The organism is Streptomyces caelestis, assembly GCF_001279005.1.
GTDB lineage: Bacteria > Actinomycetota > Actinomycetes > Streptomycetales > Streptomycetaceae > Streptomyces > Streptomyces heliomycini.
The window spans coordinates 265,557-288,032 of sequence record NZ_LGCN01000210.1; the positions used below are offsets into that span (position 1 = coordinate 265,557).

Annotated in this window: 20 protein-coding genes and 2 tRNA genes; 3 read left to right on the forward strand and 19 right to left on the reverse strand. The window is 72.5% G+C overall.

Annotated features, from left to right (window positions below):
- Positions 1 to 126 precede the first annotated feature (126 nt).
- Positions 127 to 1,995 carry a translation elongation factor 4 gene (lepA, locus tag ADK41_RS24495; RefSeq protein ID WP_030818312.1) on the reverse strand — a complete coding sequence of 623 codons (1,869 nt, stop codon included), beginning with the start codon at positions 1,993 to 1,995 and terminating at the stop codon, positions 127 to 129.
- Between the two features lie 254 nt (positions 1,996 to 2,249).
- Here lepA and rpsT point away from each other — a divergent pair, with 254 nt between their 5' ends.
- A complete protein-coding gene (rpsT, locus tag ADK41_RS24500) occupies positions 2,250 to 2,516 on the forward strand; it encodes a 30S ribosomal protein S20 (RefSeq protein ID WP_030818315.1) in 267 nt (88 codons plus the stop codon).
- A 182-nt stretch (positions 2,517 to 2,698) separates the two neighbouring features.
- Here the strand turns inward: rpsT and ADK41_RS24505 are convergent, their stop codons facing one another.
- The 9 genes from ADK41_RS24505 to leuS all read right to left on the reverse strand — a co-directional run bounded on the left by ADK41_RS24505 (position 2,699) and on the right by leuS (position 14,149).
- On the reverse strand, positions 2,699 to 3,094 hold the full coding sequence (locus ADK41_RS24505; RefSeq protein ID WP_030818317.1) for a nuclear transport factor 2 family protein: 396 nt from the start codon (positions 3,092 to 3,094) through the stop codon (positions 2,699 to 2,701).
- A 145-nt stretch (positions 3,095 to 3,239) separates the two neighbouring features.
- Positions 3,240 to 4,229: a DNA polymerase III subunit delta gene (holA, locus tag ADK41_RS24510; RefSeq protein ID WP_030818328.1), complete on the reverse strand. Its 990-nt coding sequence runs from the start codon at positions 4,227 to 4,229 to the stop codon at positions 3,240 to 3,242.
- Positions 4,230 to 4,283: 54 nt separating this feature from the next.
- Positions 4,284 to 4,529: a hypothetical protein gene (locus tag ADK41_RS24515; protein ID WP_037803092.1), complete on the reverse strand. Its 246-nt coding sequence runs from the start codon at positions 4,527 to 4,529 to the stop codon at positions 4,284 to 4,286.
- A gap of 24 nt (positions 4,530 to 4,553) precedes the next feature.
- On the reverse strand, positions 4,554 to 5,393 hold the full coding sequence (locus ADK41_RS24520; protein ID WP_030818332.1) for an arylamine N-acetyltransferase family protein: 840 nt from the start codon (positions 5,391 to 5,393) through the stop codon (positions 4,554 to 4,556).
- A 16-nt stretch (positions 5,394 to 5,409) separates the two neighbouring features.
- Complete coding sequence (locus ADK41_RS24525) at positions 5,410 to 8,019, reverse strand: ComEC/Rec2 family competence protein (RefSeq protein ID WP_051842733.1); 2,610 nt, start codon at positions 8,017 to 8,019, stop codon at positions 5,410 to 5,412.
- Positions 8,016 to 8,849 (reverse strand): helix-hairpin-helix domain-containing protein, encoded by an 834-nt coding sequence (locus ADK41_RS24530; protein WP_078661727.1) that lies wholly within the window; start codon positions 8,847 to 8,849, stop codon positions 8,016 to 8,018. The genes ADK41_RS24525 and ADK41_RS24530 overlap by 4 nt, the downstream gene beginning before the upstream one ends.
- A 544-nt stretch (positions 8,850 to 9,393) precedes the next feature.
- The gene (locus ADK41_RS24535) at positions 9,394 to 10,239 is read right to left on the reverse strand and encodes a DegV family protein (protein WP_030818339.1); all 846 of its coding nucleotides are present in this window, start codon (positions 10,237 to 10,239) and stop codon (positions 9,394 to 9,396) included.
- Positions 10,240 to 10,333: 94 nt separating this feature from the next.
- Entirely contained in the window at positions 10,334 to 11,065 is a 732-nt protein-coding gene (locus ADK41_RS24540; protein WP_030818342.1) for a hypothetical protein, read from the reverse strand.
- 201 nt (positions 11,066 to 11,266) lie between these two features.
- Positions 11,267 to 14,149, reverse strand: a complete 2,883-nt coding sequence (gene leuS / locus ADK41_RS24545) for a leucine--tRNA ligase (protein WP_030818344.1) — start codon at positions 14,147 to 14,149, stop codon at positions 11,267 to 11,269.
- 482 nt (positions 14,150 to 14,631) lie between these two features.
- On the opposite strand from leuS, the gene ADK41_RS24550 reads away from it, so the two are divergent.
- On the forward strand, positions 14,632 to 15,903 hold the full coding sequence (locus tag ADK41_RS24550; protein WP_030818346.1) for a ferric reductase-like transmembrane domain-containing protein: 1,272 nt from the start codon (positions 14,632 to 14,634) through the stop codon (positions 15,901 to 15,903).
- Complete coding sequence (locus ADK41_RS24555) at positions 15,900 to 17,510, forward strand: NADH-quinone oxidoreductase subunit NuoF family protein (RefSeq protein WP_030818348.1); 1,611 nt, start codon at positions 15,900 to 15,902, stop codon at positions 17,508 to 17,510. Before ADK41_RS24550 ends, ADK41_RS24555 begins: the two co-directional genes overlap by 4 nt.
- A 98-nt stretch (positions 17,511 to 17,608) precedes the next feature.
- Here the strand turns inward: ADK41_RS24555 and ADK41_RS24560 are convergent.
- The 9 genes from ADK41_RS24560 to ADK41_RS41050 form a co-directional block, all read right to left on the reverse strand.
- Positions 17,609 to 17,681 (reverse strand) — tRNA-Ala (locus ADK41_RS24560).
- A gap of 118 nt (positions 17,682 to 17,799) precedes the next feature.
- Complete coding sequence (locus tag ADK41_RS24565) at positions 17,800 to 18,033, reverse strand: hypothetical protein (protein ID WP_019523121.1); 234 nt, start codon at positions 18,031 to 18,033, stop codon at positions 17,800 to 17,802.
- A gap of 3 nt (positions 18,034 to 18,036) precedes the next feature.
- Entirely contained in the window at positions 18,037 to 18,210 is a 174-nt protein-coding gene (locus ADK41_RS41045) for a hypothetical protein (protein WP_106979341.1), read from the reverse strand.
- 201 nt (positions 18,211 to 18,411) lie between these two features.
- A tRNA-Ala gene (locus tag ADK41_RS24570) sits at positions 18,412 to 18,484 on the reverse strand.
- Positions 18,485 to 18,617: 133 nt separating this feature from the next.
- Positions 18,618 to 19,286: a histidine phosphatase family protein gene (locus ADK41_RS24575; protein ID WP_030818350.1), complete on the reverse strand. Its 669-nt coding sequence runs from the start codon at positions 19,284 to 19,286 to the stop codon at positions 18,618 to 18,620.
- On the reverse strand, positions 19,283 to 19,726 hold the full coding sequence (rsfS, locus tag ADK41_RS24580) for a ribosome silencing factor (protein ID WP_030818358.1): 444 nt from the start codon (positions 19,724 to 19,726) through the stop codon (positions 19,283 to 19,285). Before rsfS ends, ADK41_RS24575 begins: the two co-directional genes overlap by 4 nt.
- A 94-nt stretch (positions 19,727 to 19,820) precedes the next feature.
- Positions 19,821 to 21,548 (reverse strand): LytR C-terminal domain-containing protein, encoded by a 1,728-nt coding sequence (locus ADK41_RS24585; protein ID WP_030818360.1) that lies wholly within the window; start codon positions 21,546 to 21,548, stop codon positions 19,821 to 19,823.
- 16 nt (positions 21,549 to 21,564) lie between these two features.
- Complete coding sequence (gene nadD, locus ADK41_RS24590; protein ID WP_030818363.1) at positions 21,565 to 22,203, reverse strand: nicotinate-nucleotide adenylyltransferase; 639 nt, start codon at positions 22,201 to 22,203, stop codon at positions 21,565 to 21,567.
- A gap of 61 nt (positions 22,204 to 22,264) precedes the next feature.
- Positions 22,265 to 22,429, reverse strand: coding sequence for a hypothetical protein (locus tag ADK41_RS41050; RefSeq protein ID WP_030818365.1), 165 nt, complete (start codon positions 22,427 to 22,429; stop codon positions 22,265 to 22,267).
- Between the last annotated feature and the right edge of the window lie 47 nt (positions 22,430 to 22,476).

A 22,476-nucleotide genomic window follows, 5' to 3' on the forward strand; every position in this document is an offset into this window, starting at 1 on the left:
GTAAGGGGTCACGGCCTGCCACTTCACATGGAGAGAGCTACCCCGTGGACGCGCGGGGCCCGCCGTACTCGCGTACGACGGGCCCCGTTACGCCCGGTTCGCGGAGTGACCCGCGGTAACCCCCGGCTACTTCTTGCCCTTGCCCGATCCCGCGCTGTCGTCGCTGGAGAGGACGGCGATGAAGGCCTCCTGCGGGACCTCCACGGAACCCACCATCTTCATCCGCTTCTTGCCCTCCTTCTGCTTCTCCAGCAGCTTCCGCTTGCGGGAGATGTCACCGCCGTAGCACTTGGCGAGGACGTCCTTGCGGATGGCGCGGATGGTCTCGCGGGCGATGACCCTGGAGCCGATGGCGGCCTGCACCGGCACCTCGAAGGCCTGCCGCGGGATGAGCTCCTTGAGCTTGGCGACCAGCCGTACGCCGTACGCGTACGCCTGGTCCTTGTGGGTGATCGCGGAGAACGCGTCCACCTTGTCACCGTGCAGCAGGATGTCGACCTTCACCAGGCTGGAGGTCTGCTCGCCGGTGGGCTCGTAGTCGAGGGAGGCGTAGCCGCGGGTCTTGGACTTCAGCTGGTCGAAGAAGTCGAAGACGATCTCGGCGAGCGGCAGGGTGTAGCGGATCTCCACCCGGTCCTCGGAGAGGTAGTCCATGCCGAGCAGCACACCGCGCCGGGTCTGGCACAGCTCCATGATCGAGCCGATGAACTCGCTGGGCGCCAGGATGGTGGCGCGCACGACCGGCTCGTACACCTCGTCGATCTTCCCCTCGGGGAACTCGCTCGGGTTGGTGACGGTGTGCTCGCTGCCGTCCTCCATGACCACGCGGTAGACCACGTTGGGGGCGGTGGCGATGAGGTCGAGCCCGAACTCGCGCTCGAGACGCTCGCGGATCACGTCGAGGTGCAGCAGGCCCAGGAAGCCGACGCGGAAACCGAAGCCGAGGGCGGCGGAGGTCTCCGGCTCGTAGACCAGGGCGGCGTCGTTGAGCTGGAGCTTGTCCAGCGCCTCGCGCAGCTCCGGGTAGTCGGAGCCGTCCAGGGGATAGAGGCCGGAGAACACCATGGGCTTGGGGTCCTTGTAGCCGCCGAGCGCCTCCTGGGCGCCCTTGTGCTGGCTGGTGACGGTGTCACCGACCTTCGACTGGCGGACGTCCTTCACACCGGTGATGAGGTAGCCCACCTCGCCGACGCCGAGGCCGTCGGCGGGCAGCATCTCCGGCGAGTTGGTGCCGATCTCCAGCAGCTCGTGGGTGGCGCCGGTGGACATCATCCGGATCCGCTCGCGCTTGTTGAGCTGGCCGTCGATGACACGGACGTACGTCACGACACCGCGGTAGGAGTCGTAGACCGAGTCGAAGATCATCGCGCGGGCGGGGGCGTCCTTGACGCCGACCGGGGCGGGGATCTCGGCGACCACCTTGTCCAGCAGCGCCTCGACGCCGAGGCCGGTCTTCGCGGACACCTTGAGCACGTCGTCGGGGTCGCAGCCGACCAGGTTCGCCAGCTCCTCGGCGAACTTCTCCGGCTGCGCGGCCGGCAGGTCGATCTTGTTGAGCACCGGGATGATCGTGAGGTCGTTCTCCATCGCCAGGTAGAGGTTGGCGAGGGTCTGGGCCTCGATGCCCTGGGCGGCGTCGACCAGCAGGATCGTGCCCTCGCAGGCGGCGAGCGAGCGGGAGACCTCGTACGTGAAGTCGACGTGCCCGGGGGTGTCGATCATGTTGAGGATGTGCGTGCTGTTCTTGTCGTGGGTCGGGGCCCACGGCAGACGCACCGCCTGGGACTTGATCGTGATGCCGCGCTCGCGCTCGATGTCCATGCGGTCGAGGTACTGAGCGCGCATCTGCCGCTGCTCGACCACTCCGGTCAACTGGAGCATCCGGTCGGCGAGCGTGGACTTGCCGTGGTCGATGTGCGCGATGATGCAGAAATTGCGGATCAGCGCCGGGTCGGTACGGCTCGGCTCGGGCACATGGCTGGGGATCGCGGGCACGCAGGGTCCTGATTCTTGAGGCGTCCGCATACGTCTGCTTGTGCGTCTGCGGTCTCGGGTCGGATCGATACGTAGCTTCCATCGTCCCACGGGTGGCGACCGGGGACGGGTTTGGGCCACCGAATGAGCCGCTGGTAGTGTGGGGGGCTGTGTCTCATGCCCTCTCAGCGCGAGGCACACCCCAAGAAATCACCCGGCACCGGAATCGTGCGGCTTCCGTGCGGTCCCGTGCCAGAACCTGTAGAGGCTCATTCGTGGCGAACATCAAGTCCCAGATCAAGCGGAACAAGACCAACGAGAAGGCCCGGCTGCGCAACAAGGCCGTCAAGTCCTCTCTGAAGACCGCGATCCGCAAGGCCCGCGAGGCCGCCGCCGCGGGTGACGCCGAGAAGGCCACCGAGTACCAGCGCGCCGCGGCGCGTCAGCTCGACAAGGCCGTCTCCAAGGGCGTCATCCACAAGAACCAGGCCGCCAACAAGAAGTCGGCGCTGGCTCAGAAGGTCGCGGCCGTCAAGGGCTGAAACACCCTTTGATCTGACCGTCGGCGGGAATCCGGGCGGGCCCTCTCTCATCCGCCCCCGGCCGGCACCCGAGCCCGTACGCGGCCTGCGTTCGCCACGCGGGTACGGGCTCACACGCGTCAACCGAAGGCCCCGCCCTCACACCCTTCCCCGGGTGGTGGGCGGGGCCTTCGGCCTTCCCCTCACGCCCAGAAGGCGTTGGCCGTCTCGAGGTCCTCGAGGCACTCGTCGACATCGGTGATCTTGTCCCCGACGATCCGGAAGACGTAGCACGCCATCTGTTCGAAGCTTTCCCCCTGCCGCTCGGCGGTCACGCGGTGCACCGCCACCGCGTGACCGCGGCCGTCGACGAGGATGTGGCGCAGCTCGATGTCCATGGTCCCGCCGGACTCCTGGGCGAGCTGCTCGTAGAAGCCGATGATCGCGTCCTGCCCCTTGTAGTCGCCCGCCAGGGGATGACTCCCGGGCACGTGGTACGTGGCGTCCGCGGACATCAGTCCCCGCAGGGCGTCCATGTCGCCGTGTGAGAAAGCCTCGTAGCCCTTGCGGACGAGCATTGCGTGCGGGTGTTCGGCCATGACGCTCGCCACCTTCCCACTGCTGGGCGGTCGAAGGCCGTCACTCCTCATTCTCCTCCCCGGCGGGAGGAGGGCGACTCGATCACAAGGGCGCGCCGCGCGTGCCACGCCCGGTCCCCCGCCCGCGCCGTCCCGTCGCGGGCGCCTACGCCCGTCCCCGCGAGCGCGCCGCGCGGGCGATGGTGACGACGGCCTTCTCCAGGGCGTACTCCGGGTCGTCCCCGCCGCCCTTCACGCCCGCGTCCGCCTCGGCGACCGCGCGCAGCGCGACGGCCACGCCGTCCGGGGTCCAGCCGCGCATCTGCTGCCGGACCCGGTCGATCTTCCAGGGCGGCATGCCCAGCTCGCGGGCGAGATCGGCGGATCTGCCGCCGCGCGCCGACGACAGCTTGCCGATCGCCCGTACCCCCTGGGCCAGCGCACTGGTGATCAGGACCGGGGCCACCCCGGTCGACAGCGACCAGCGCAGGGCTTCCAGCGCCTCCGCCGCGCGTCCTTCGACCGCCCGGTCGGCGACTTCGAAACTCGACGCCTCGGCCCGCCCGGTGTAGTACCGGCCGACGACCGCCTCGTCGATCGTGCCCTCGACGTCCGCGACCAGCTGGGACACCGCCGAGGCCAGCTCCCGCAGATCGCTGCCGATGGCGTCGACCAGCGCCTGGCACGCCTCCGGGGTGGCCGACCGGCCGGCGGTCCGGAACTCGCCGCGCACGAAGGCCATCCGGTCCGCCGGCTTGGTCATCTTCGGGCACGCCACCTCCCGCGCCCCTGCCTTGCGCGCCGCGTCGAGCAGCCCCTTGCCCTTGGCGCCGCCCGCGTGCAGCAGGACGAGCGTGATCTCCTCGGCGGGCGAGCCGAGGTACGCCTTCACGTCCTTGACGGTGTCGGCGGACAGGTCCTGCGCATTGCGTACGACCACGACCTTGCGCTCCGCGAAGAGCGACGGGCTGGTCAGCTCGGCGAGGGTGCCGGGCTGGAGCTGGTCCGGTGTCAGGTCGCGTACGTCCGTGTCGGCGTCGGCGGCCCGCGCGGCGGCCACCACCTCCCGCACGGCGCGGTCGAGCAGCAGGTCCTCCTGGCCCACGGCGAGCGTCACCGGGGCGAGGGGGTCGTCGGATGCGGTCTTCCTGGCCATCGCGACAAGCATCCCACGCGCCACCGACAACACCGCCCGCCGCCGCCGGCCGGGTTACGGCTCCTCCCGCCAGCCCTCCCACCCGGCCACGAACTCGTTCAGCTCCGCGGGGTCCAGCCGGCCCGGCTCGTCCCGCAGGACGACGAGCCACTGCGCGTCCTCCGCGTCGTCCTCACCGGCGAGCGCGTCCCGCACCAGCCGCGGCTCCTCGTCCACGCCGAACCGCTCCCCGAGGGCCTCGGCCACCTCCTCCGCGGCATCACGGTCGGGCAGCACCAGCACATGTCGCACATCACTCACACGGGTCATTGTCCGATACCGGGGTCAGCCGCCCGTGCCGGTGCCGCGCGCCGCCGGCACCGTGTCCAGTACGATCCCGAACCGGTCCCGGTAGAGCGCCAGCACCTCCTCGTCCGTCCCGGTCCCGTGCTCCCGCCGCGTCCCGTCCGGCGCGGTGACCGTGAACCGCCGGCCGCTGAGCGTGATCCTGCCCCCGTCCTCGGTGATCCGCGAGCACACCGGCGACCGTGTGAAGGGGGAGACCGGTGAGGTGCTGTGCCACCAGGCCCCGACCGTGAAGTCGCCGAGCACCCTCGGCCGGACCTCCAGGCGGTACACCGGCCGTCCGTTCAGGCTCACGTCCAGGTCCGCGGCCTCCACCCGGTCGTGCCCGCCGCGCACTCCGGCCGCGTCGGCGCCCGCCTCGGAGATCCGGAACGTGCCCCCGGGATCCTTCTGCTCCCCGCGCTCCCCGAAGGCGAGCGGCAGGTGGCAGTGCGCGCCGAAGCCGACGTCGGCCAGCCAGTCGCCGCCGTCCACCGTCCGTACCCGCAGCGCCAGATGGTCGTACGGGATGCCGAGCCGGCCCTCGTCGCCGTACACCCGCGCCGCGAGCAGTTGGACGTCGTAACCGAGGGCGGCGAGCAGCGCCCCGAAAGCGCCGTTGAGTTCGTAGCAGAAACCGCCCCGCCGCGCCTCCACCACCTTGTCCAGCAGCCGCTTCTCGTCCAGCACGATCTCCTCGCCGAGATGGATGGACAGGTTCTCGAACGGCACGGTCTCCAGATGCCGCAGGTGCAGCTCGCGCAGCGCGTCCACGGTGGGCCAGGCGGGCTGTTCGACGCCCAGGCGGCGCAGGTAGGCGTCGACTTCCGCGGTGTTCATGTCCCCGGTCATGCCCTCAGTGTCGCGCCACCCGCAGTTCCCCGCCCCCGTTCTCGCCACCGACCACGGCCAGCGCTCCGTCCCGGTCGGTCCGCAGCACCGTCGCGCCTGCGGTGCGGAGGACGGCGACCGTGCCCGGCGCCGGGTGCCCGTAGGTGTTGTCCTCCCCCGTGCTGATGAGCGCCAGCCGTGGAGCCGCCCGGCGCATGAGCTCCGGGTCCTGGTGGGCGGAGCCGTGGTGGGCGACCTTGAGGACGTCCACGCCGGCCAGCCGCCGGGCGGCGGGTGAGCGCGCCAGGGCCCGCTGGGCCGGGGGTTCCAGGTCTCCGAGGAACAGCAGGCGCAGACCGGCCGTGCGGACCAGCATGGCCACGCTGGCGTCGTTCGGGCCCTCCGGCACGGGGCCCATGGAGTGCGGGCCCGTGGAGTGCGGGCCCGTGGAGTGCGGGCCCGTGGAGTGCGGGGCGCCCGGCGGTGGCCACACCACCTCCCAGGACAGCTCCCCCGCGCGCCGTGTCTCACCCGCGGCGGCGTACGTCACCGGGACGTGCCGGGCGGCGGCGATTCTTCGGACGAACGCGGCCTGGTCGGCAGGTTCTTCGAGGGACGTCGTCTCGATGACGCCCACCGCGCGTCCGCGCAGTACGCCGGGCAGGCCCGCCACGTGGTCGGCGTGGAAGTGGGTCAGGACGACGAGCGGGACCCTGGTGACGCCGAGGGAGCGCAGGCAGTGGTCGACGAGGGCCGGGTCGGGGCCGGCGTCCACGACCACGCCGGCGCCCTCGCCCGCCGCCAGCACCAGCGCGTCCCCCTGGCCCACGTCGCACATCACCATCCGCCAGCCCGTCGGCGGCCAGCCCGTGATCGCCCGGGTCAACGGCGGCGGCTGCACCACCAGGAGCACCAGCAGCAGCGCACAGGCGGCACACCACCAGGGGTGTCCCAGCAGGCGCCGGCCCACGAACAGCGCCGCCAGGGTGAGGGCGCCGAGCGCCGCCGCTCCGCCCCAACCGCCGGGCCAGTCCACTCCCGCGCCGGGCAGCGCCGCCCCGGTCCTGGCGACCCGCGCGAGCCACTGGGCCGGCCAGCTCGCGCACCAGGCCAGTGCCTTCGCCGCCGGCATCGCCACCGGCGCCGTGGCCAGGGCCAGGAAGCCCAGCACCGTGGCCGGCGCGAGCGCGAACTCCGCGAGGAGATTGCACGGGATCGCCACCAGGCTCACCCGCGCCGCCAACACGGCGACCACCGGCGCGCACACCGCCTGCGCGGCGCCCGCGGCGGCCAGCGCCTCCGCGAGGCGGGGCGGCACCCCGCGCCGCCGCAGTCCCGCGCTCCAGCGCGGCGCCAGCGTGAGCAGCGCGCCGGTGGCCAGCACGGAGAGCAGGAAGCCGTAGCTGCGGGCCAGCCAGGGGTCGTAGAGGACCAGGAGCAGGACGGCCGTCGCCAGCGCCGGGATCAGTGATCTGCGGCGGCCGGTGGCGAGCGCGAGCAGCGCCACGGATCCGCAGGCCGCGGCCCGCAGCACGCTGGGATCGGGCCGGCACACGACGACGAAGGCGAGGGAGAGCACCGCGCCCAGCAGTGCGGTGGCACGTAGGGAGATGCCGAGGCGGGGGGCGAGTCCGCGTCGCTCGGCCCGCTGGGCGAGGCCGGGCGGGCCGAGGAGCAGGGCGAGGAGGATGGTGAAGTTGGCGCCGGAGACGGCGAGCGTGTGGGTGAGGTCGGTCTCCCTGAACGCCTCGTCCAGTTCGGGGGTGATCCTGGCGGTGTCGCCCACGACCAGGCCGGGCAGCAGCGCCCGCGCGTCCGCCGGCAGTCCGTCGGTCGCCTCCCGCAGTCCGGCCCGCAGCCGTCCCGCCAGCCGCTGCGGACCCGACGGCCGGCCCACGGCGTCCGGGCCGTCCCGGCCCTTCACCCGCAGCACGGCGGCGAACCGGTCGCCGCCCGCCCGCGCCGGGGCGAGCCGTGCCTCGACGCGGAGGCGGGTGGAGGGCAGGAGGGCGAGCCAGGGGGAGCGGCCCTCGGTGTCCGGTGCGGTGCGGTCGGACGAGCCCGGGTCGACGATCAGCAGGACGGGTGCGCGGGTCGTCTCCGCCGCGCCGCCGGTCCGCCCCACCTGCCGCACGTCGGCCTCGATCAGTACGGATGCCGGGGCCATGTGGTCGCCGCTGACCCTGGGCCGGGTGAGCCGGGGGTCGGAGGTGATCTCGACCTCGGCGGTCACCGGGGCGTACTCCCGCGCCAGTGCGGGCACGGGGCCCCGTCGCAGGTCCGCGCCGTGCAGGCCCGCCGATCCGGCGGCCGCGGCGACGCAGAGCAGCGCGGCGGCGCCGGCGTGGGCGGCGGCCCGTCCCCGCCCGGTCAGGCGGCCGCGCGCCACGAGGAGGGCGCCGGCCGCCAGCAGGGAGACGATCACCGCGCCCGCCGCCCGGCCGGGTGGGGCGTGCAGCATCACGGCGGCCGTGGCCCAGGCGGCCAGGGCCGGCGGGACCAGGCGCAGGTCGGTCGGTCCCTCCTGCCTCGGGTGCGCGGCTCCGAGCCGGTTCCCGGAGGCGGCGTGGACGCGCCGCCGGGCGGTGGGCCCCGTGGGCGGTGGCGCCGCCGTGCCCGTCGCCTCCGTCCTCATGGCCGTACGAGGTTCCGCAGTTCCGCGAAACGGCGGTCGCCGATGCCGTTCACTTCGCGGAGTTCGTCCACCGAGCGGAAACCGCCGTTGCGGGTGCGGTAGTCGACGATGTGCTGGGCGAGGACGGGGCCGACTCCGGGCAGGGCGTCGAGCTGGTCCGGGGTGGCGGTGTTGAGGGAGACCGGTGCGGCGGGGCCGCCGCCGGAGGCCGCTCCGGTCGGCGCCGGGCCCCCCACGACCACCTGTTCGCCGTCGACGAGGAAACGGGCACGGTTCAGGGTGTCGGTCCTGGTGCCGGGCCGTACACCGCCGGCCGCCCGCAGCGCGTCCTCGACGCGCGAGCCGGCGGGCAGGCGGTGGATCCCCGGGTCGCGCACCTTGCCGCTGACGTCGACCACGATCTCGGGTCCCGCCGAGCCGTCGGCCCGCACCGCGCCGTCCGGCGCGGCTTCCCCTTTCGCCGCGCCCTCGTCGTGCGACCCGTGGGGAACCGCCGCCGCCCGCACCACCTCCGGCGCCCTCACCGGCTGGGTCCGCCCGGTCCAGAAGTGCTGCACGGCGAATCCCACGGCGACCACGAGCAGCACCGACAGCGCGACCACGCTCCGTCGTTCCATCCCGCACCGCGCCCGCACCCACAACGGCAGCCGCTCCCGCAGCGCGAGCCCGGCCCTCTCCCGCCGCCACCCCCGTCCGGACCCGCGGCCGGCGACCTGCGGGCCCACGTCGTCGTCCTCGTCGTCCACCGCGACCGCACCGCCACCGGACCCCGCGGCGAGGGGGCCCACGGCAGCCGCCCGTCCCGGAGCCACCGGCCGGCCCGCGCCCATCGGCGGGTCCCCCGGCCCCGGCCGGCCCGCGCTCCCCGCGCGACGCACAGTCGCCGCGTGCTCCCCGGCGCCTCCGCGCGCCACGGTCACCGAGCGCCCCTGAGCCGTCACGTGATCCGCGGCCGCCGCGCGGTCCGCGCCCGCGAGGTGCCCCACGGCCGCCGCCCGGTTCCCGTCCGCCGAGGAGCCGGCCCGCCTGATGCGGCGGGTGCCGGTCAGGGCCCAGGTCGGGGGTCGCCTGGTGTGCGCGGAGCGGTCGTCGTCGAACAGCGACTCCGCCCGGCGGCGGATCTCCTCCGCGGCCGCCCTGCGGTTCCGGTGCGGGGACCGGCCTCGGGGCCCGGTCGGCCTGCGGTGGCGGGCACGGCCGTCGGAGGCGGGTGGGCGGCCCGGGCCGCTGGTTGCCGTCGCTGTGCGTGAGCGTGATCGAAGTGCCATGCCAGGAGGATCCGGCACATCATCCCATCCAGGATGATCTTGCTCGAATCCGGTGGATCACCATCTGGTTGTGGACAACTCCGTCACCCGTACGAGTGCGCCGACTTCACCGGGCCGAGACCACGACCCCCAGCAGCCCGGGCCCCGTGTGCGCCCCGATCACCGCTCCCACCTCGCTGACGTGCAGGTCGGCCAGTCCCGGCAGCCGGGTCCGCAGCCGGTCCGCGAGGGCCGACGCGCGCTCCTGCGCGGCGAGATGGTGGACGGCGACGTCGACCTCCGCCCCGCCCGCCCGTTCGGCCGCGATCTCCTCCAGACGGGCGATCGCCTTCGACGCCGTACGCACCTTCTCCAGTGGTTCGATACGGCCGTCCGTCAGCTGCAGCAGCGGCTTGACCGCGAGGGCCGAGCCCAGCAGGGCCTGCGCGGCGCCGATCCGACCGCCCCGGCGCAGATAGTCGAGCGTGTCGACGTAGAAGTAGGCGGACGTGTCCGCCGCCCGCTTCTCCGCGGCCGTGACCGCCTCGTCCACCGTGCCGCCCGCCTCCGCGGTCTCCGCCGCCGCCAGCGCGCAGAACCCGAGCGCCATCGCGATCATGCCGGTGTCCACCACCCGCACCGGCACGGGCGCCTCGCGGGCCGCGACGACCGCCGCGTCGTAGGTGCCGGAGAGCTCGGCGGAGAGGTGGAGGGAGACGATGCCGGTCGCGCCGGCCCCGGCGACCCTGCGGTAGGTCTCGGCGAACACCTCGGGGCCGGGCCGCGAGGTCGTGACCGGGCGCCGCTTCTGCAAAGCCTGGGCGAGGGAACGGGTGGAGATCTCGGTGCCCTCTTCGAGCGCGCGGTCGCCGAGGACCACGGTCAGGGGTACCGCCGTGATGTGGTGCCGCTCCATCGTCCGGGTCGGCAGGTAGGCCGTTGAATCGGTGACGATCGCGACATGGCGGGACATGAGCTGGAGGTTACCTGCCGTGGTGCCCGTGCGGCAGTCCGGCCTCGCGGGCGGGGTACGACGGTGGCCGGATCAGGTGGTGCTCAGGGGGTGCTCAGGTGGTGCTTTCGGGGCGGGGCTTCTTCTGCCAGGGGTAGGCGGGACGCGGTGCCGGCGGGGTGATGGCGGGCCGCTGTTCCGGTTCCTTCGCCGGGGCGGGCTCCGGGGTGTCCGGCCGGGTCCGCCCGGCCGCCGGGGCGTCGGTGGCCTCGGGCCAGGGCGGGGGCGCCGGGTGCTGCTCCGTGGTGGTCCAGTGGCGCAGGGCCCCGGCCTCCACGTCGATCTGCTCGCTCAGCGAGTCCAGGTCGTCGGAGGCGAAACGGCGGGCGCGGTCGCGGGCCGCCCAGCGCAGGGAGTCCGCGGCCCCCGTGATGCGCTCGGTGCGCTCGCGCAGGTCGGGCAGCCGGGCGGCGAGGGTGGCGCGGTCCGGTTCGGACTCCAGGCGCCTGAGTTCGCCGTCCAGTTCGTGGCCGTGCGCGCTGAGCCGCTGGAAGAGGCCGAGGGACTCCTTGAGGGACTGGTCCTCGGCGACGGCGGCCTCCAGGGCTTCCTGGGTGGCCCGCATGGAGGTGCGCAGTCCCAGCCGGAGCTGGGCGATCTCGCCGGCCGGGCCGGTCTGCGCGAAGGCCTTGGCCCTCAGGGTGTGGTCCTCGACCGTGCGGCGGGCCTGGGTGATGTGGCGGTCCGCGCTGCGCTTGGCGGCGCCGACGACCTTCACCGTGGCGTAGGCGCCGAGCGCCACGAAGAGCACGAAGAGCAGGGCGACCACTGCGAACACCGCTTCCACGAAGCTCCTCCTCCGGGCCCCTCCGGCCTGTCCCGGCGCACGTCGCGCCGCTCTTCAACGGTAAACGCAACGGGCAGGTCCGGAGTTCCCGAAAAACCCCGAACCTGCCCGTAGGGGACCACCCGGACCACCGGCGCTCTGAAGGCCGAACCCCGAGGCCCGTCCGGCGGATCGCACCGGACGGGCCACGGAACGCCCACCTCACGCCGGGACGATGTTCACCAGCTTCGGCGCCCGGACGATCACCTTGCGGATCCCGGCCCCGTCCAGCGCCGCGACGACCCGCTCGTCGGCCAGCGCGACCTTCTCCAGCTCGTCCTCGGAGATGCCCGGGGACACCTCCAGTCGCGCCTTGACCTTGCCCTTGATCTGCACGACGCAGGTGACGGTCTCGTCCACCACGTACGCCGGGTCGGCCACCGGGAAGTCCTGGTGCACCACGGAGTCCGCGTGCCCCAGCTTGCGCCACAGCTCCTCGGCGATGTGCGGGGCCAGCGGCGCGACCAGCAGCACCAGGGGCTCCGCGACGGAGCGCGGCAGCGCCCCTCCCCGCTTGGTCAGGTGGTTGTTCAGCTCGGTGACCTTGGCGATGGCGGTGTTGAAGCGCATCCCCTCCAGGTCGCCGCGCACGCCGTCGATCGCCTTGTGCAGGGCGCGCAGGGTGTCCTCGTCGACGTCGCCGTCGTCGACGACGGTCACCTCGCCGCTCGCCTCGTCGACGATGTTGCGCCACAGCCGCTGCAGCAGCCGGAACTGACCGACCACCGCGCGGGTGTCCCACGGCCGGGACACGTCCAGCGGGCCCATCGCCATCTCGTACAGGCGCAGCGTGTCGGCCCCGTACTCGGCGCAGATCTCGTCCGGGGTGACCGCGTTCTTCAGGGACTTGCCCATCTTGCCCAGCAGCCGGGAGACCTTCTCGCCCTGGTACCAGTAGCCGCCGTCGCGCTCCTCCACCTCGGCGGCCGGTACGGCGATGCCCCGGCTGTCGCGGTAGACGTAGGCCTGGATCATGCCCTGGTTGAACAGCTTGTGGAACGGCTCCGACGACGACACGTGCCCCAGGTCGTACAGCACCTTGGACCAGAAGCGCGCGTACAGCAGGTGCAGCACGGCGTGTTCGGCGCCGCCGACGTACAGGTCGACGCCGCCGTGCGGCATGCCCTCGCGCGGGCCCATCCAGTACTGCTCGATGGCCGGGTCGACCAGCTTGTCGCTGTTGTGCGGGTCCAGGTAGCGCAGCTCGTACCAGCAGGAACCGGCCCAGTTGGGCATGGTGTTGGTCTCGCGGCGGTACCGGCGCGGACCGCGGCCGTCGCCCAGGTCCAGGGTGACGTTCACCCAGTCCTCGTTGCGCGACAGCGGCGTCTCGGGCTGGGTGTCGGCGTCGTCCGGGTCGAAGGTGCGCGGGCTGTAGTCCTCGACCTCGGGCAGCTCCAGCGGCAGCATCGACTCGGGCAGGGCGTGGGCGACGCCGTCCTCGTCGTAGACGATCGGGAAGGGCTCGCCCCAGTAGCGCTGCCGGCTGAACAGCCAGTCGCGCAGGCGGAAGTTGACGGTGCCCGCGCCGCGGCCCTCGCGCTCCAGCCACTCGGTGACGCGGGCCTTGGCCTCGACGACGGACAGGCCGTCCAGGGAGATCTCGTCGTTCGACGAGTTGATGATCTTCGCGTCGTACGAGGCGAAGGCGTTCTCCCAGGTGGAGGTGTCCGTGCCGCGGCCGTCGGTCGGCTCGACGATGCAGTGGACCGGCAGCTCGAAGGCGCGCGCGAACTCGAAGTCGCGCTGGTCGCCCGCCGGGACGGCCATGATCGCGCCGGTGCCGTAGCCCATCAGGACGTAGTCGGCGATGAAGACGGGGACCTGCTCGCCGTTGACCGGGTTGGTGGCGTACGCGCCGATGAAGACGCCGGTCTTGTCCTTGGCCTCGGCCTGCCGCTCGACGTCGGACTTGGCGGCGGCCTGCGCGCGGTAGGCGGCGACGGCCTCGGTGGGCGTGGCGTGCCCGCCGGTCCACACCTCGTGGGTGCCCTCGGGCCAGGCGTCCGGGGTGAACTTCTCCACCAGCGGGTGCTCGGGCGCCAGCACCATGTAGGTGGCGCCGAACAGGGTGTCGGGGCGGGTGGTGAAGACGGTGATGTTCTCGCCGTCGATGGGGAAGTCGACGCGGGCGCCCTCGGAGCGGCCGATCCAGTTGCGCTGCTGCAGCTTGATGGCCTCGGGCCAGTCCAGGCCGTCCAGGTCGTCAAGGAGGCGGTCGGCATAAGCCGTGATCCGCATGTTCCACTGGCGCAGCCTGGCCTTGAAGACGGGGAAGTTGCCGCGCTCGGAGCGGCCCTCGGCGGTGACCTCCTCGTTGGCCAGCACGGTGCCCAGACCGGGGCACCAGTTGACCGGCGCGTCGGAGGCGTAGGCCAGGCGGTACTCGCCCAGGACGTCGGCGCGCTCCGCCTCGGTCAGCTCGTTCCAGGAGCGGCCGCCGGGGACGCCGCGCTCACCGGACTCGAACAGCTCGACCAGCTCGGCGATCGGGCGGGCCCGCTCCGCCTCCTCGTCGTACCAGGAGTTGAAGATCTGCAGGAAGATCCACTGGGTCCACTTGTAGTACTCCGGGTCGATCGTGGCGAACGACCGGCGCTTGTCGTGACCCAGGCCCAGCCGGCGCAGCTGGGACTTCATGTTCTCCATGTTGGCCTCGGTCGACACGCGCGGGTGCGTGCCGGTCTGCACGGCGTACTGCTCGGCGGGCAGGCCGAAGGCGTCGAAGCCCAGGGTGTGCAGGACGTTGTGTCCGGTCATGCGCTGGAAGCGGGCGAAGACGTCGGTGGCGATGTAGCCCAGCGGGTGTCCGACGTGCAGTCCCGCACCGGAGGGGTACGGGAACATGTCCATGATGAACTTCTTGGGCCTGGCGGCGGTCTCCGGATCGCCCGACAGGTCGCCGCTCGGGTTCGGCGCGGCGTAGGTGCCCTCGGCGTCCCAGAAGTCCTGCCAGCGTGCCTCGATCTCGGCCGCCAGGGCGGCCGTGTAGCGGTGCGGCGCTGCCTCCGCGGCTGCGGTGGCAGCGGGGTTCGTCTCGCTCATGATCCTCAATGCTCCATCGATCGTCTCTGCCTGCTGCTGCGACTTCCTGGAAATGAAAAATCCCCTCGCACAGGAGGGGACGCCGCGCCGATTCCGACCGGCCGGTCACCGGCGGTCGGGACTGATCAGCGCGGCTCGCTAAGCAGAAGGCGTACGGCACGCATGGCGCCAGGGTACCGCAGCCGCCGATCCGGTCGCGACGTGCTTCCGCGGCACGGTGACCCGGGGTCACGTATTACTTCGCGTAACGACCCCTAAGGGGCATCGCGACGGCCTCATTGTCTTTTGATAACAGCGCAATAACTCAAACCTCGTACTCATCGGTATGACGGGCCTTAGAGTTCGGCAGCGGGACCGCTTTACCGAACCTTCGGAGTTGCCCCCATGAACCCTCGCCCAGACAGCAGCCCACCCCCCGCTCGGGGCCGGTCGGCTGCGGCTCCGTCGTACCCGCTCCGCGTCGTGACGTCGGGAGGCGGGTCGTGAGGCCGGACGACAGCACGGCGGACGACTGGTTCGCCGAGTTCCTCAACTTCGGCGTGGGCGTCCTGTCACTCGTCTGCCTCAGCTGCTCGGTGATCTGGGGGCTCGTCGCCCAGGACCGGATCCTGCTGGGTCCCCGCCAGCGGATCCTGGCGCAGGCGGTGCACCGGACCACCGCGGTCGCCTCGATCGCCTTCCTGCTGGTGCACATAGGCATCAAGCTGGCCCTGGACCACACCACGTGGATCGCCGCGATCATCCCCTTCGGGCTGGCCCTCACGGACGACGAGGCCGTCGCCGGCAGGTCCTTCCTCATCGGGCTCGGCACCCTCGCCGGCCTGCTGATGATCTTCGTGGGCATCACCGGCGTGCTGCGCAACCGCTTCGCCTCCCCGGCGCCGGTCGCGGCCCGCTGGCGGGCGATGCACATGCTGGCCTATCCGGCCTGGTGCGCCGCGCTGGTGCACGGCCTCTACGCGGGTCGATCGGCGAAGCCGATCTTCCTGATCCTCTACGGGCTGTCCCTGGTCGGCGTCATGGCGGCCCTCGTCGTGCGCGCCTCCCCGGCCCGTGTGAAGCGCAGGATCGCCGACCGGGTCACCACGCTGCTCGGCCTCGCCGACCAGCAGCGGGGCCGCGGGGAGCAGGGGGAGGAAAGCAGGTCCCGGGCGGCCGGGTCCCCCCTGCCGGGATACGGCGACGGGCGCGGCTCCGCGCGGGGCGCCGGCCGCCCGCGCGGGGACGGCGACCGGCGCGGCGAGCGCCCGCGGTACGAGACCGCCGAGCGCGCCCCCGCCCCGGAACCGGCGAACGGCTTCGCGGCCGCCTACCGCGCGGTGTCGACGCCCGGCCGGCCGGCCACCGGGCACCAGTCCCTCACCGACGCGACCGCCCGCATGGAGCTGCCGCCGGACATGCGGCCCACGGAGGCCATCCCGCGCGTGGACGGCCCCTCCAGCACCTCGGGCAACTGGCCGATCCCGTCCCCGCCGCCGGTCGGCGAGGCCCCGCCCTCGTCGTACGACCCGCTCCAGGACACCGGATACAACATCCCGGCCTATGACAATTCGGCCGCCTCCGGCTTCGGTTCACGTGATGTGCGCGACACCGGTGAGACGAACGGCCTCTACGCCACGTACAACCCGAGTGACACGTACAACAGCGGTCCCGCCAATGAACCACTCCCCGGTGCGTCGCCCCCGTCGTCCTACGACTTCGACGCACCGGGCTCGGGCGAACCTTGGAACACGCCGTCCGGAGGCTATAAGTGAACGAGGCCCTGCCCGACGTACCCGAAGTCCGCGTGGTCGGCCTTCCCCAGCTCACGTCGGGCTTCGACCTTGTCGACCGGCTCGATCTGCCCATGCACCTCAAGGTGCACGGGCCGCTCGAGCCCCTGGGCGGTGAGCAGCTCGCGCAGCTCGCCGAACGCATCAACCTCAGGGGCCGCGGCGGCGCGGGGTTCCCCTTCCACAAGAAGCTGCGCTCGGTCGCCGAATCGGCGATCAAGCGCGGCGTCCGGCCGGTCGTCGTCGTCAACGGCAGCGAGGACGAGCCGGCCTGCCGCAAGGACACGGTGCTGATCAACCGTGCCCCGCACCTCATCCTGGACGGCGCGCTGCTGTGCGCCGAGGCCATGGGTGCCCGCACGCTCGTGGTGGGGGTCACCCGGGAGTCCACCCAGCGCTCCATGGAGGCCGCGCTCGCCGAGCGCGGCCTGAACAACGGACGCCGTTCCGCGCTGCGCGCCCGCGTGCAGCGCAACCCGGTCCGCATGGTCACGGGCGCGGCGGCCTCCCTGATCCGCTCCATCGACGGCGGCCCGGCCGTCCCGCCGGGCCGCAAGGTCAGCGCCTCGAAGAACGGCGTCGGCGGCGCGCCCACGCTGCTGTCCAACGCCGAGACCTTCGCCCAGCTCGCCATCGCGGCCCGCATCGGCCCGGAGCGCTACGGCAACACCGGCCTGTACGACGAGCCGGGCACCGTGATGCTCACGGTGTCCGGGGCGGTGACCCGCCCCATGGTGATCGAGGTGCCGACGGGTGTGCCGCTGCGCTACGTCCTGCAGCTCGCCGGCGCCCCGCCGGTGCCTCAGGGGGTGCTGACGGGCGGCTACCACGGCAAGTGGATCGACGCGGCGACCGTCAACGAGGCGATCGTCTCCCGCAACTCCCTGGACGCGGTGGGCGGTTCGCTGGGCGCGGGCGCGATCCTGCCGATCAGTCAGGACACCTGCCCGCTGGGCGAGTCGCTGCGGGTGGCGCAGTGGCTGGCGGAGGAGAGCGCGGGCCAGTGCGGCCCCTGCTACCTGGGGCTGCCGGCCGCCGCGCGCGGCCTCGAGGACATCCTGGGCGGCGGCGGTCCCGCCGCCCTGGAGGCGGTCAAGCAGGTCGCCAGGAACGTGAAGCGGCGCGGGGCGTGTTCGCACCCGGACGGCTCCGCGATGTTCCTGGAGTCGACCGTCAAGGCGTTCACCGACGACCTCGCCGCGCACGTCCTCGGCAACGGCTGCGGACGGCCCGTGGCGGGCGTCCTGCCGCTCTTCGAGGGGGGCAGGGCCCCCACGGGCATCCCGGGCGGCGGCGGGGAGGAGAACGGGCCCAGCCGCCAGAAGATCTACGTCGACTGGACGCTGTGCCGGGGCCACGGCCTGTGCGCGGACATCCTCCCGGAGGTCTTCCAGCTCGGCGCGGACGGCTTCCCGACGGTGGCTCAGGCCCAGGTGCCGCGTTTCGCGGAGGCGAAGGCGCTGCGGGCGGTGCGCCGCTGCCCGGCGCTGGCCCTGCGCATCGAGGACGAGGCGCCCCAGGCCAAGGCGCCGTCCCGCAATCTGCCGGTGCTCTCGCAGGGGCGCGGCCGGCGCGCCCTGGGCCGCTGACACGGGTCCCGGACCGCTGCGGCGGTCCGGGACCACCGGAGTCCGGGACGAACGAAGAGGGCGGACCATCCGTTCGGATGGTCCGCCCTCTTCTTCTGTGGAGCTAAGGAGAATTGAACTCCTGACCTCCTGCATGCCATGCAGGCGCTCTACCAACTGAGCTATAGCCCCTTGTCCCGCTCCGCCCGGTTTCCCCGGCGGCGACGCCAACTTTACACGGTCGACCCGGCCCAACACCAAATCGGTTTCGCTTCGCTCGCCTGTGTCCCGAAATGCCCCGCGCGGAGGGCTACGCGGTCACGAACGAATAGAAGCGCTTGAGCGTGCAGTGCTCCTCCAGCAGCCGGCCGTAGATCGGCTCCCCCTCGAGTTCGCGGTACGTCTCGATGGGGTCGCCTTTTATGATCAGCGCCCGCGCGCATTCCTCGCACCAGTACTGGTAGTCGGGGTTGAGCGGCTCCATGTCCCGGACGATCGGCGTCCCGCTGCCGCACCAGTCGCACTTCCGCCTGTGTGCACCCATCGGTCAGCTCCAGCTGTGGCCGCGGGCCGTGCACACGTAGGAGATCCCGCCGTTGTCACCGAGCACCTGGGCGACGTGCGCAAAACCGCGGGAAGAGCGGCCGAGGCGGGTCGAGGTCCGTCGCGTCGACACCGCTCCGAGGAGGTGGTCGACCTCCTCGAGGATGCTCGCAGGCATCACAACTCCCTCCCGTCGGGCCGCGCTCCCTTCCGGCCGTTTGATTCTGCCACGGCCGGGCCGACATGGTCAGCGACGTCGTGGTACCGGTCGGGACACGGCTCGACGCCTCGCGGGGGTATACGCGCGCCGGGACCGTGCTGCTCACCGGCGGGCAACGAAAGATCCCGCCTCCCTGGGGGAGGCGGGATCTTCGTCATGTGGAGCTAAGGAGAATTGAACTCCTGACCTCCTGCATGCCATGCAGGCGCTCTACCAACTGAGCTATAGCCCCTGGTTGCCACACGAGGTGACCTCCTGGTGTTCCGTCCCGCTCGGCGGGGCGAACAAGAAGAACTTTAGCCTGCGACCTGCCGGAAAGTGAAATCCGGGTCCCGGGGGCGCCCCGGGGCCGGATCGGAGCGCTCTCAGTCGTCGTCGCCGAGCACCGGCTCCGGCAGGGTGCCGGCGTTGTGCTCGAGCAGCCGCCAGCCCCGGGCGCCCTCGCCGAGGACGGACCAGCAGCAGTTGGTGAGACCGCCCAGGCTCTCCCAGTTGTGCGGGGCGAGTCCGAGCAGCCGGCCGATGGTGGTGCGGATGGTGCCGCCGTGGCTGACCACGACGAGCGTGCCGTCCTCCGGGAGCTTCTCGACGTGCCGCAGCACCACGGGGGCGGCGCGGTCGGCGACCTCGGTCTCCAGTTCGCCACCGCCCCGGCGGACCGGCTCGCCGCGCTTCCACGCGGTGTACTCGTCGCCGTACCTGGCGATGATCTCGTCGTGCGTCAGGCCCTGCCAGACGCCCGCGTAGGTCTCCCGCAGGGCCTCGTCGTGGGTGACGTCCAGGCCGGTGAGCCCGGCGAGCTCGGCGGCGGTGGCCACGGCCCGCTTCAGGTCGGAGGCGACGATCGCGTCGGGCTTCAGCCCCGCGAGCAGACGGGCGGACCGGCGGGCCTGGGCGACGCCGGTCTCGGTGAGGTCCACGTCCGTGGAGCCCTGGAAGCGGCGCTCCACGTTCCAGGACGTCTGGCCGTGCCGCCACAGGATGATGCGGCGGCCCCGGCGCGCGGACCCGCTCACCTCACCGGTGGCGCTCACCACTCACCGCCCGGCTGCGCGGCCTCCTCGGCCTCCTGGAGCTTCGCGTGCTCGGCGGCCTTGCCACGGGTGGCCTTGGCGTCCTCGGGCAGCTCCAGCTCGGGGCAGTCCTTCCACAGCCGCTCCAGGGCGTAGAAGACGCGCTCCTCGCTGTGCTGGACGTGGACGACGATGTCGACGTAGTCGAGCAGCACCCAGCGGGCCTCGCGGTCGCCCTCGCGGCGGACCGGCTTGGCGCCGAGCTCCTTGCTGAGCCGCTCCTCGATCTCGTCGACGATCGACTTGACCTGGCGGTCGTTGGGCGCGGAGGCCAGCAGAAAGGCATCGGTGATGGACAGCACGTCACTGACGTCGTAGGCGACGATGTCGTGCGCGAGCTTGTCGGCGGCCGCCTGGGCGGCGGTGGTGACGAGCTCGAGGGAACGGTCGGTTGCGGTCACTACAAGGCTTTCGGTCGGTGGACACTTGCCCTCAAGGGTCTCACGGACCGCCGGGCGCACCCCACGCGATGACGAGGGGTGCGCCCCGCGTGCGCTACGAGCCGGGGTCGTAGTCCTGGCCGAGCACGACCGAGACGCGGGCGTTCGCGGAGACCTCGCCCTTGGTGACGGAGTCGGCGGACAGTCCCAGGGTCTTGGCGACCTCGGTGGCGTTCCCCTTGTCGGCGGCGTCCGCGTAGACGACCTTCGAGGCGGACTCGGCGGCGCCCGCGACGCCCGCGTCCCGGAAGGTGAAGCCGCCGTTGAGGAGCACCACGCGGGCCTTCTCGGTGCGGTCGTCCACCCCGGTGGCGTTGCGCACGGAGACGCTGACGGCGGCGTCCGGGTCGGGGCTCTTGGCGGTGCCGCCGAGGACGTCCTTGACCACGCTGTCGCTCGCCTCCGCGGTGAGCGTGCCGTCGTCCTGCACGGGCAGCACGGCGGTCTTGTGGGCGCCGCCCTTGGCGAGGTCGGAGAGCCGGGCGAGGAAGGAGCCGAGGTCCTTGTCGGTGAGCGGCGGCTCGATGATCTGCCCGAGGGTCTGGATGGTGACCGTGGCGGCGTCCGGGTCGGAGGTCATCTTGCGCAGGACGCCGTGCAGGACCTGCCCGAACCGCTCCAGCTGGGCGTCCTGGGCCTCGCCGGAGCCGCGGTGGGTGGCGTAGGCGACGGCCATCTTGCCGCTGAGGGTCTGTCCCTTCCCCTTCTTGACCAGGGGCGCCTCGCCCTTCTTCTCGGCGTCCGGGTCGGGCACGTCGGTGTCGGTGTCGACCTCGATGTTCCCCACGAGGTCGACGAGGGTGAGCAGGAACGGGGTGTCCAGCCGCCAGGTGCCCTCGATGTCGGTGCCGAGGACGGTGTCGAGGGCGGTCCTGGTGCCCTCGGAGCCGTCGTCCTCGACCGACTTGGCGAGCGTGGTGGTGGCGCCGTCGTCGGCCGTCAGGGCGAGGGAGTTGGGCAGCAGGACGGTGGTGCCCTGCTCGGTGGTGGTGTTGTCGACGAGCAGGGCGGTGGCGGTGCCGCCGCCGGTGGTGTCGTGCAGGTGGACGACGATGACGTCCCGCTTCTGCGCGCCCGCGGCCGTCGTGGTGCCCGTGCCGGAGCCGGAGTCGGACAGGCCGGGCAGCTTCCCGGCGTACCAGAGGTAGCCGACGCCACCGGCCGCGACCAGGGCGAACACCACGACGAGGGCGATGATCCGGCTGCGGGCGCGGCGCTTGGCCTCCTCCCGGCGCTCGGTGCGGTTCTCGGTGAACTTCATCCAGTCGATGACGTCCTCGGAGTCGCCGTCGGGCTCCTCGACGAAGGCGAACTGCTCGGTGCGGTACTCCGGCGCGGACCCGTCGGGGCCCTGCTCGTCGTCGGCCGGGCCGGGCTGCTGCGGGATGTGCGCGGTCTGCTCGGTGACGCGGGGCTGCTGCCCGGTGTGCGCGGTCTGCCCGGTGTGCGAGGTCTGCCCGTAGGAGTCGTACGGGCCGCCCTGCTGGGTGCCGTAGGGGGCGTAGGAGTCGTAGGACGGGGCCTGCGGCTGCTGCGGGGCCCCGGCCCCGGTCCCGTAGGGGTCGTACGAGGGCTGCTCGGGTCCGCCCGTCCGGTACGGGTCGTAGCCGTAGCCCTGCTGCTGGTACCCGTCGTACTGCTGGGCCTGCTGGGCCTGCTGGGTTTGCTGGGTTTGCTGGTCCGCGGCCTGGCGGTAGACAGGCCGGCCGTACTCGTCGTAGCCGACGAGCTCGTACGGGGCGCCCCCGTCGGCCCCGTACCCCGCGTCGTATCGGTCGTTCACCGGTGCCCCTCTCGGCTCACTCGCCGCGGTACAGCTCGCGCTTGTCGATGTAGCGCACGACTCCGTCCGGCACCAGATACCAGACGGGCGCCCCCTTGGCGACTCTCGCACGGCAGTCCGTCGAGGAGATGGCGAGGGCGGGAACCTCGACGAGCGAGACACCGCCCTCGGGCAGGCCCGCGTCGGTCAGGTGGTGGCCGGGCCGGGTCACGCCGATGAAGTGCGCCAGGGAGAACAGCTCCTCGCTGTCGCGCCAGGTGAGGATCTGGGCGAGGGCGTCGGCGCCGGTGATGAAGAACAGGTCGCTGTCCGGGTTGAGCGCGCGCAGGTCGCGCAGGGTGTCCGTGGTGTAGGTGGGGCCGCCGCGGTCGATGTCGATGCGGCTCACCGAGAACTGCGGGTTCTCGGCCGTGGCGATGACCGTCATCAGGTAGCGGTCCTCGGCGGCGGAGACCGCGCGGTCGCTCTTCTGCCACGGCTGTCCGGTGGGGACGAAGACCACCTCGTCGAGGTGGAACTGCGCGGCGACCTCGCTGGCCGCCACCAGGTGCCCGTGGTGGATCGGGTCGAAGGTGCCGCCCATCACGCCGAGACGGCGTCTGCCCTGCCGCGCCGGGCCGCTGCCGGGGCCGGTAGGCATGTCCTGCTCTCCCATGCGTGCAGACCCTACCGGCCCGGCCCGAGAACCCCGTCCGCGAGGGCGGCCGGCGGGAGGTTCAGCGGTCGCGGTTGAAGCGGGTGGTGATCCACAGCAGGAGCAGCAGGACGAACAGCGCGCCGCCGCCGGTGAGGTAGGGGCTGAGGCTCTCGTGGTTGCCTCCGTGCTCTCCGCCCTCGGCGGCAAGGGTGGCGAACTGGGCAGCGGTGCTGGGGATGCTCATCTTCGGCAGGACCTATCGCGTGTGGGCGGGATAAAGACGTCGGCTCA

Bases quoted from the DNA above. Each gene is read 5' to 3' on its own strand.
- ADK41_RS24535 (WP_030818339.1), bottom strand. From the start codon at position 10,239: ATGTCCCGCCATGTCGCGATCGTCACCGATTCAACGGCCTACCTGCCG.
- ADK41_RS24520 (WP_030818332.1), bottom strand. From the start codon at position 5,393: ATGAACACCGCGGAAGTCGACGCCTACCTGCGCCGCCTGGGCGTCGAA.
- ADK41_RS24530 (WP_078661727.1), bottom strand. From the start codon at position 8,849: ATGGGCGCGGGCCGGCCGGTGGCTCCGGGACGGGCGGCTGCCGTGGGC.
- ADK41_RS24565 (WP_019523121.1), bottom strand. From the start codon at position 18,033: ATGGGTGCACACAGGCGGAAGTGCGACTGGTGCGGCAGCGGGACGCCG.
- ADK41_RS24525 (WP_051842733.1), bottom strand. From the start codon at position 8,019: ATGAGGACGGAGGCGACGGGCACGGCGGCGCCACCGCCCACGGGGCCC.
- ADK41_RS41050 (WP_030818365.1), bottom strand. From the start codon at position 22,429: ATGAGCATCCCCAGCACCGCTGCCCAGTTCGCCACCCTTGCCGCCGAG.
- nadD (WP_030818363.1), bottom strand. From the start codon at position 22,203: ATGGGAGAGCAGGACATGCCTACCGGCCCCGGCAGCGGCCCGGCGCGG.
- leuS (WP_030818344.1), bottom strand. From the start codon at position 14,149: ATGAGCGAGACGAACCCCGCTGCCACCGCAGCCGCGGAGGCAGCGCCG.
- holA (WP_030818328.1), bottom strand. From the start codon at position 4,229: ATGGCCAGGAAGACCGCATCCGACGACCCCCTCGCCCCGGTGACGCTC.
- ADK41_RS24505 (WP_030818317.1), bottom strand. From the start codon at position 3,094: ATGGCCGAACACCCGCACGCAATGCTCGTCCGCAAGGGCTACGAGGCT.
- ADK41_RS41045 (WP_106979341.1), bottom strand. From the start codon at position 18,210: ATGCCTGCGAGCATCCTCGAGGAGGTCGACCACCTCCTCGGAGCGGTG.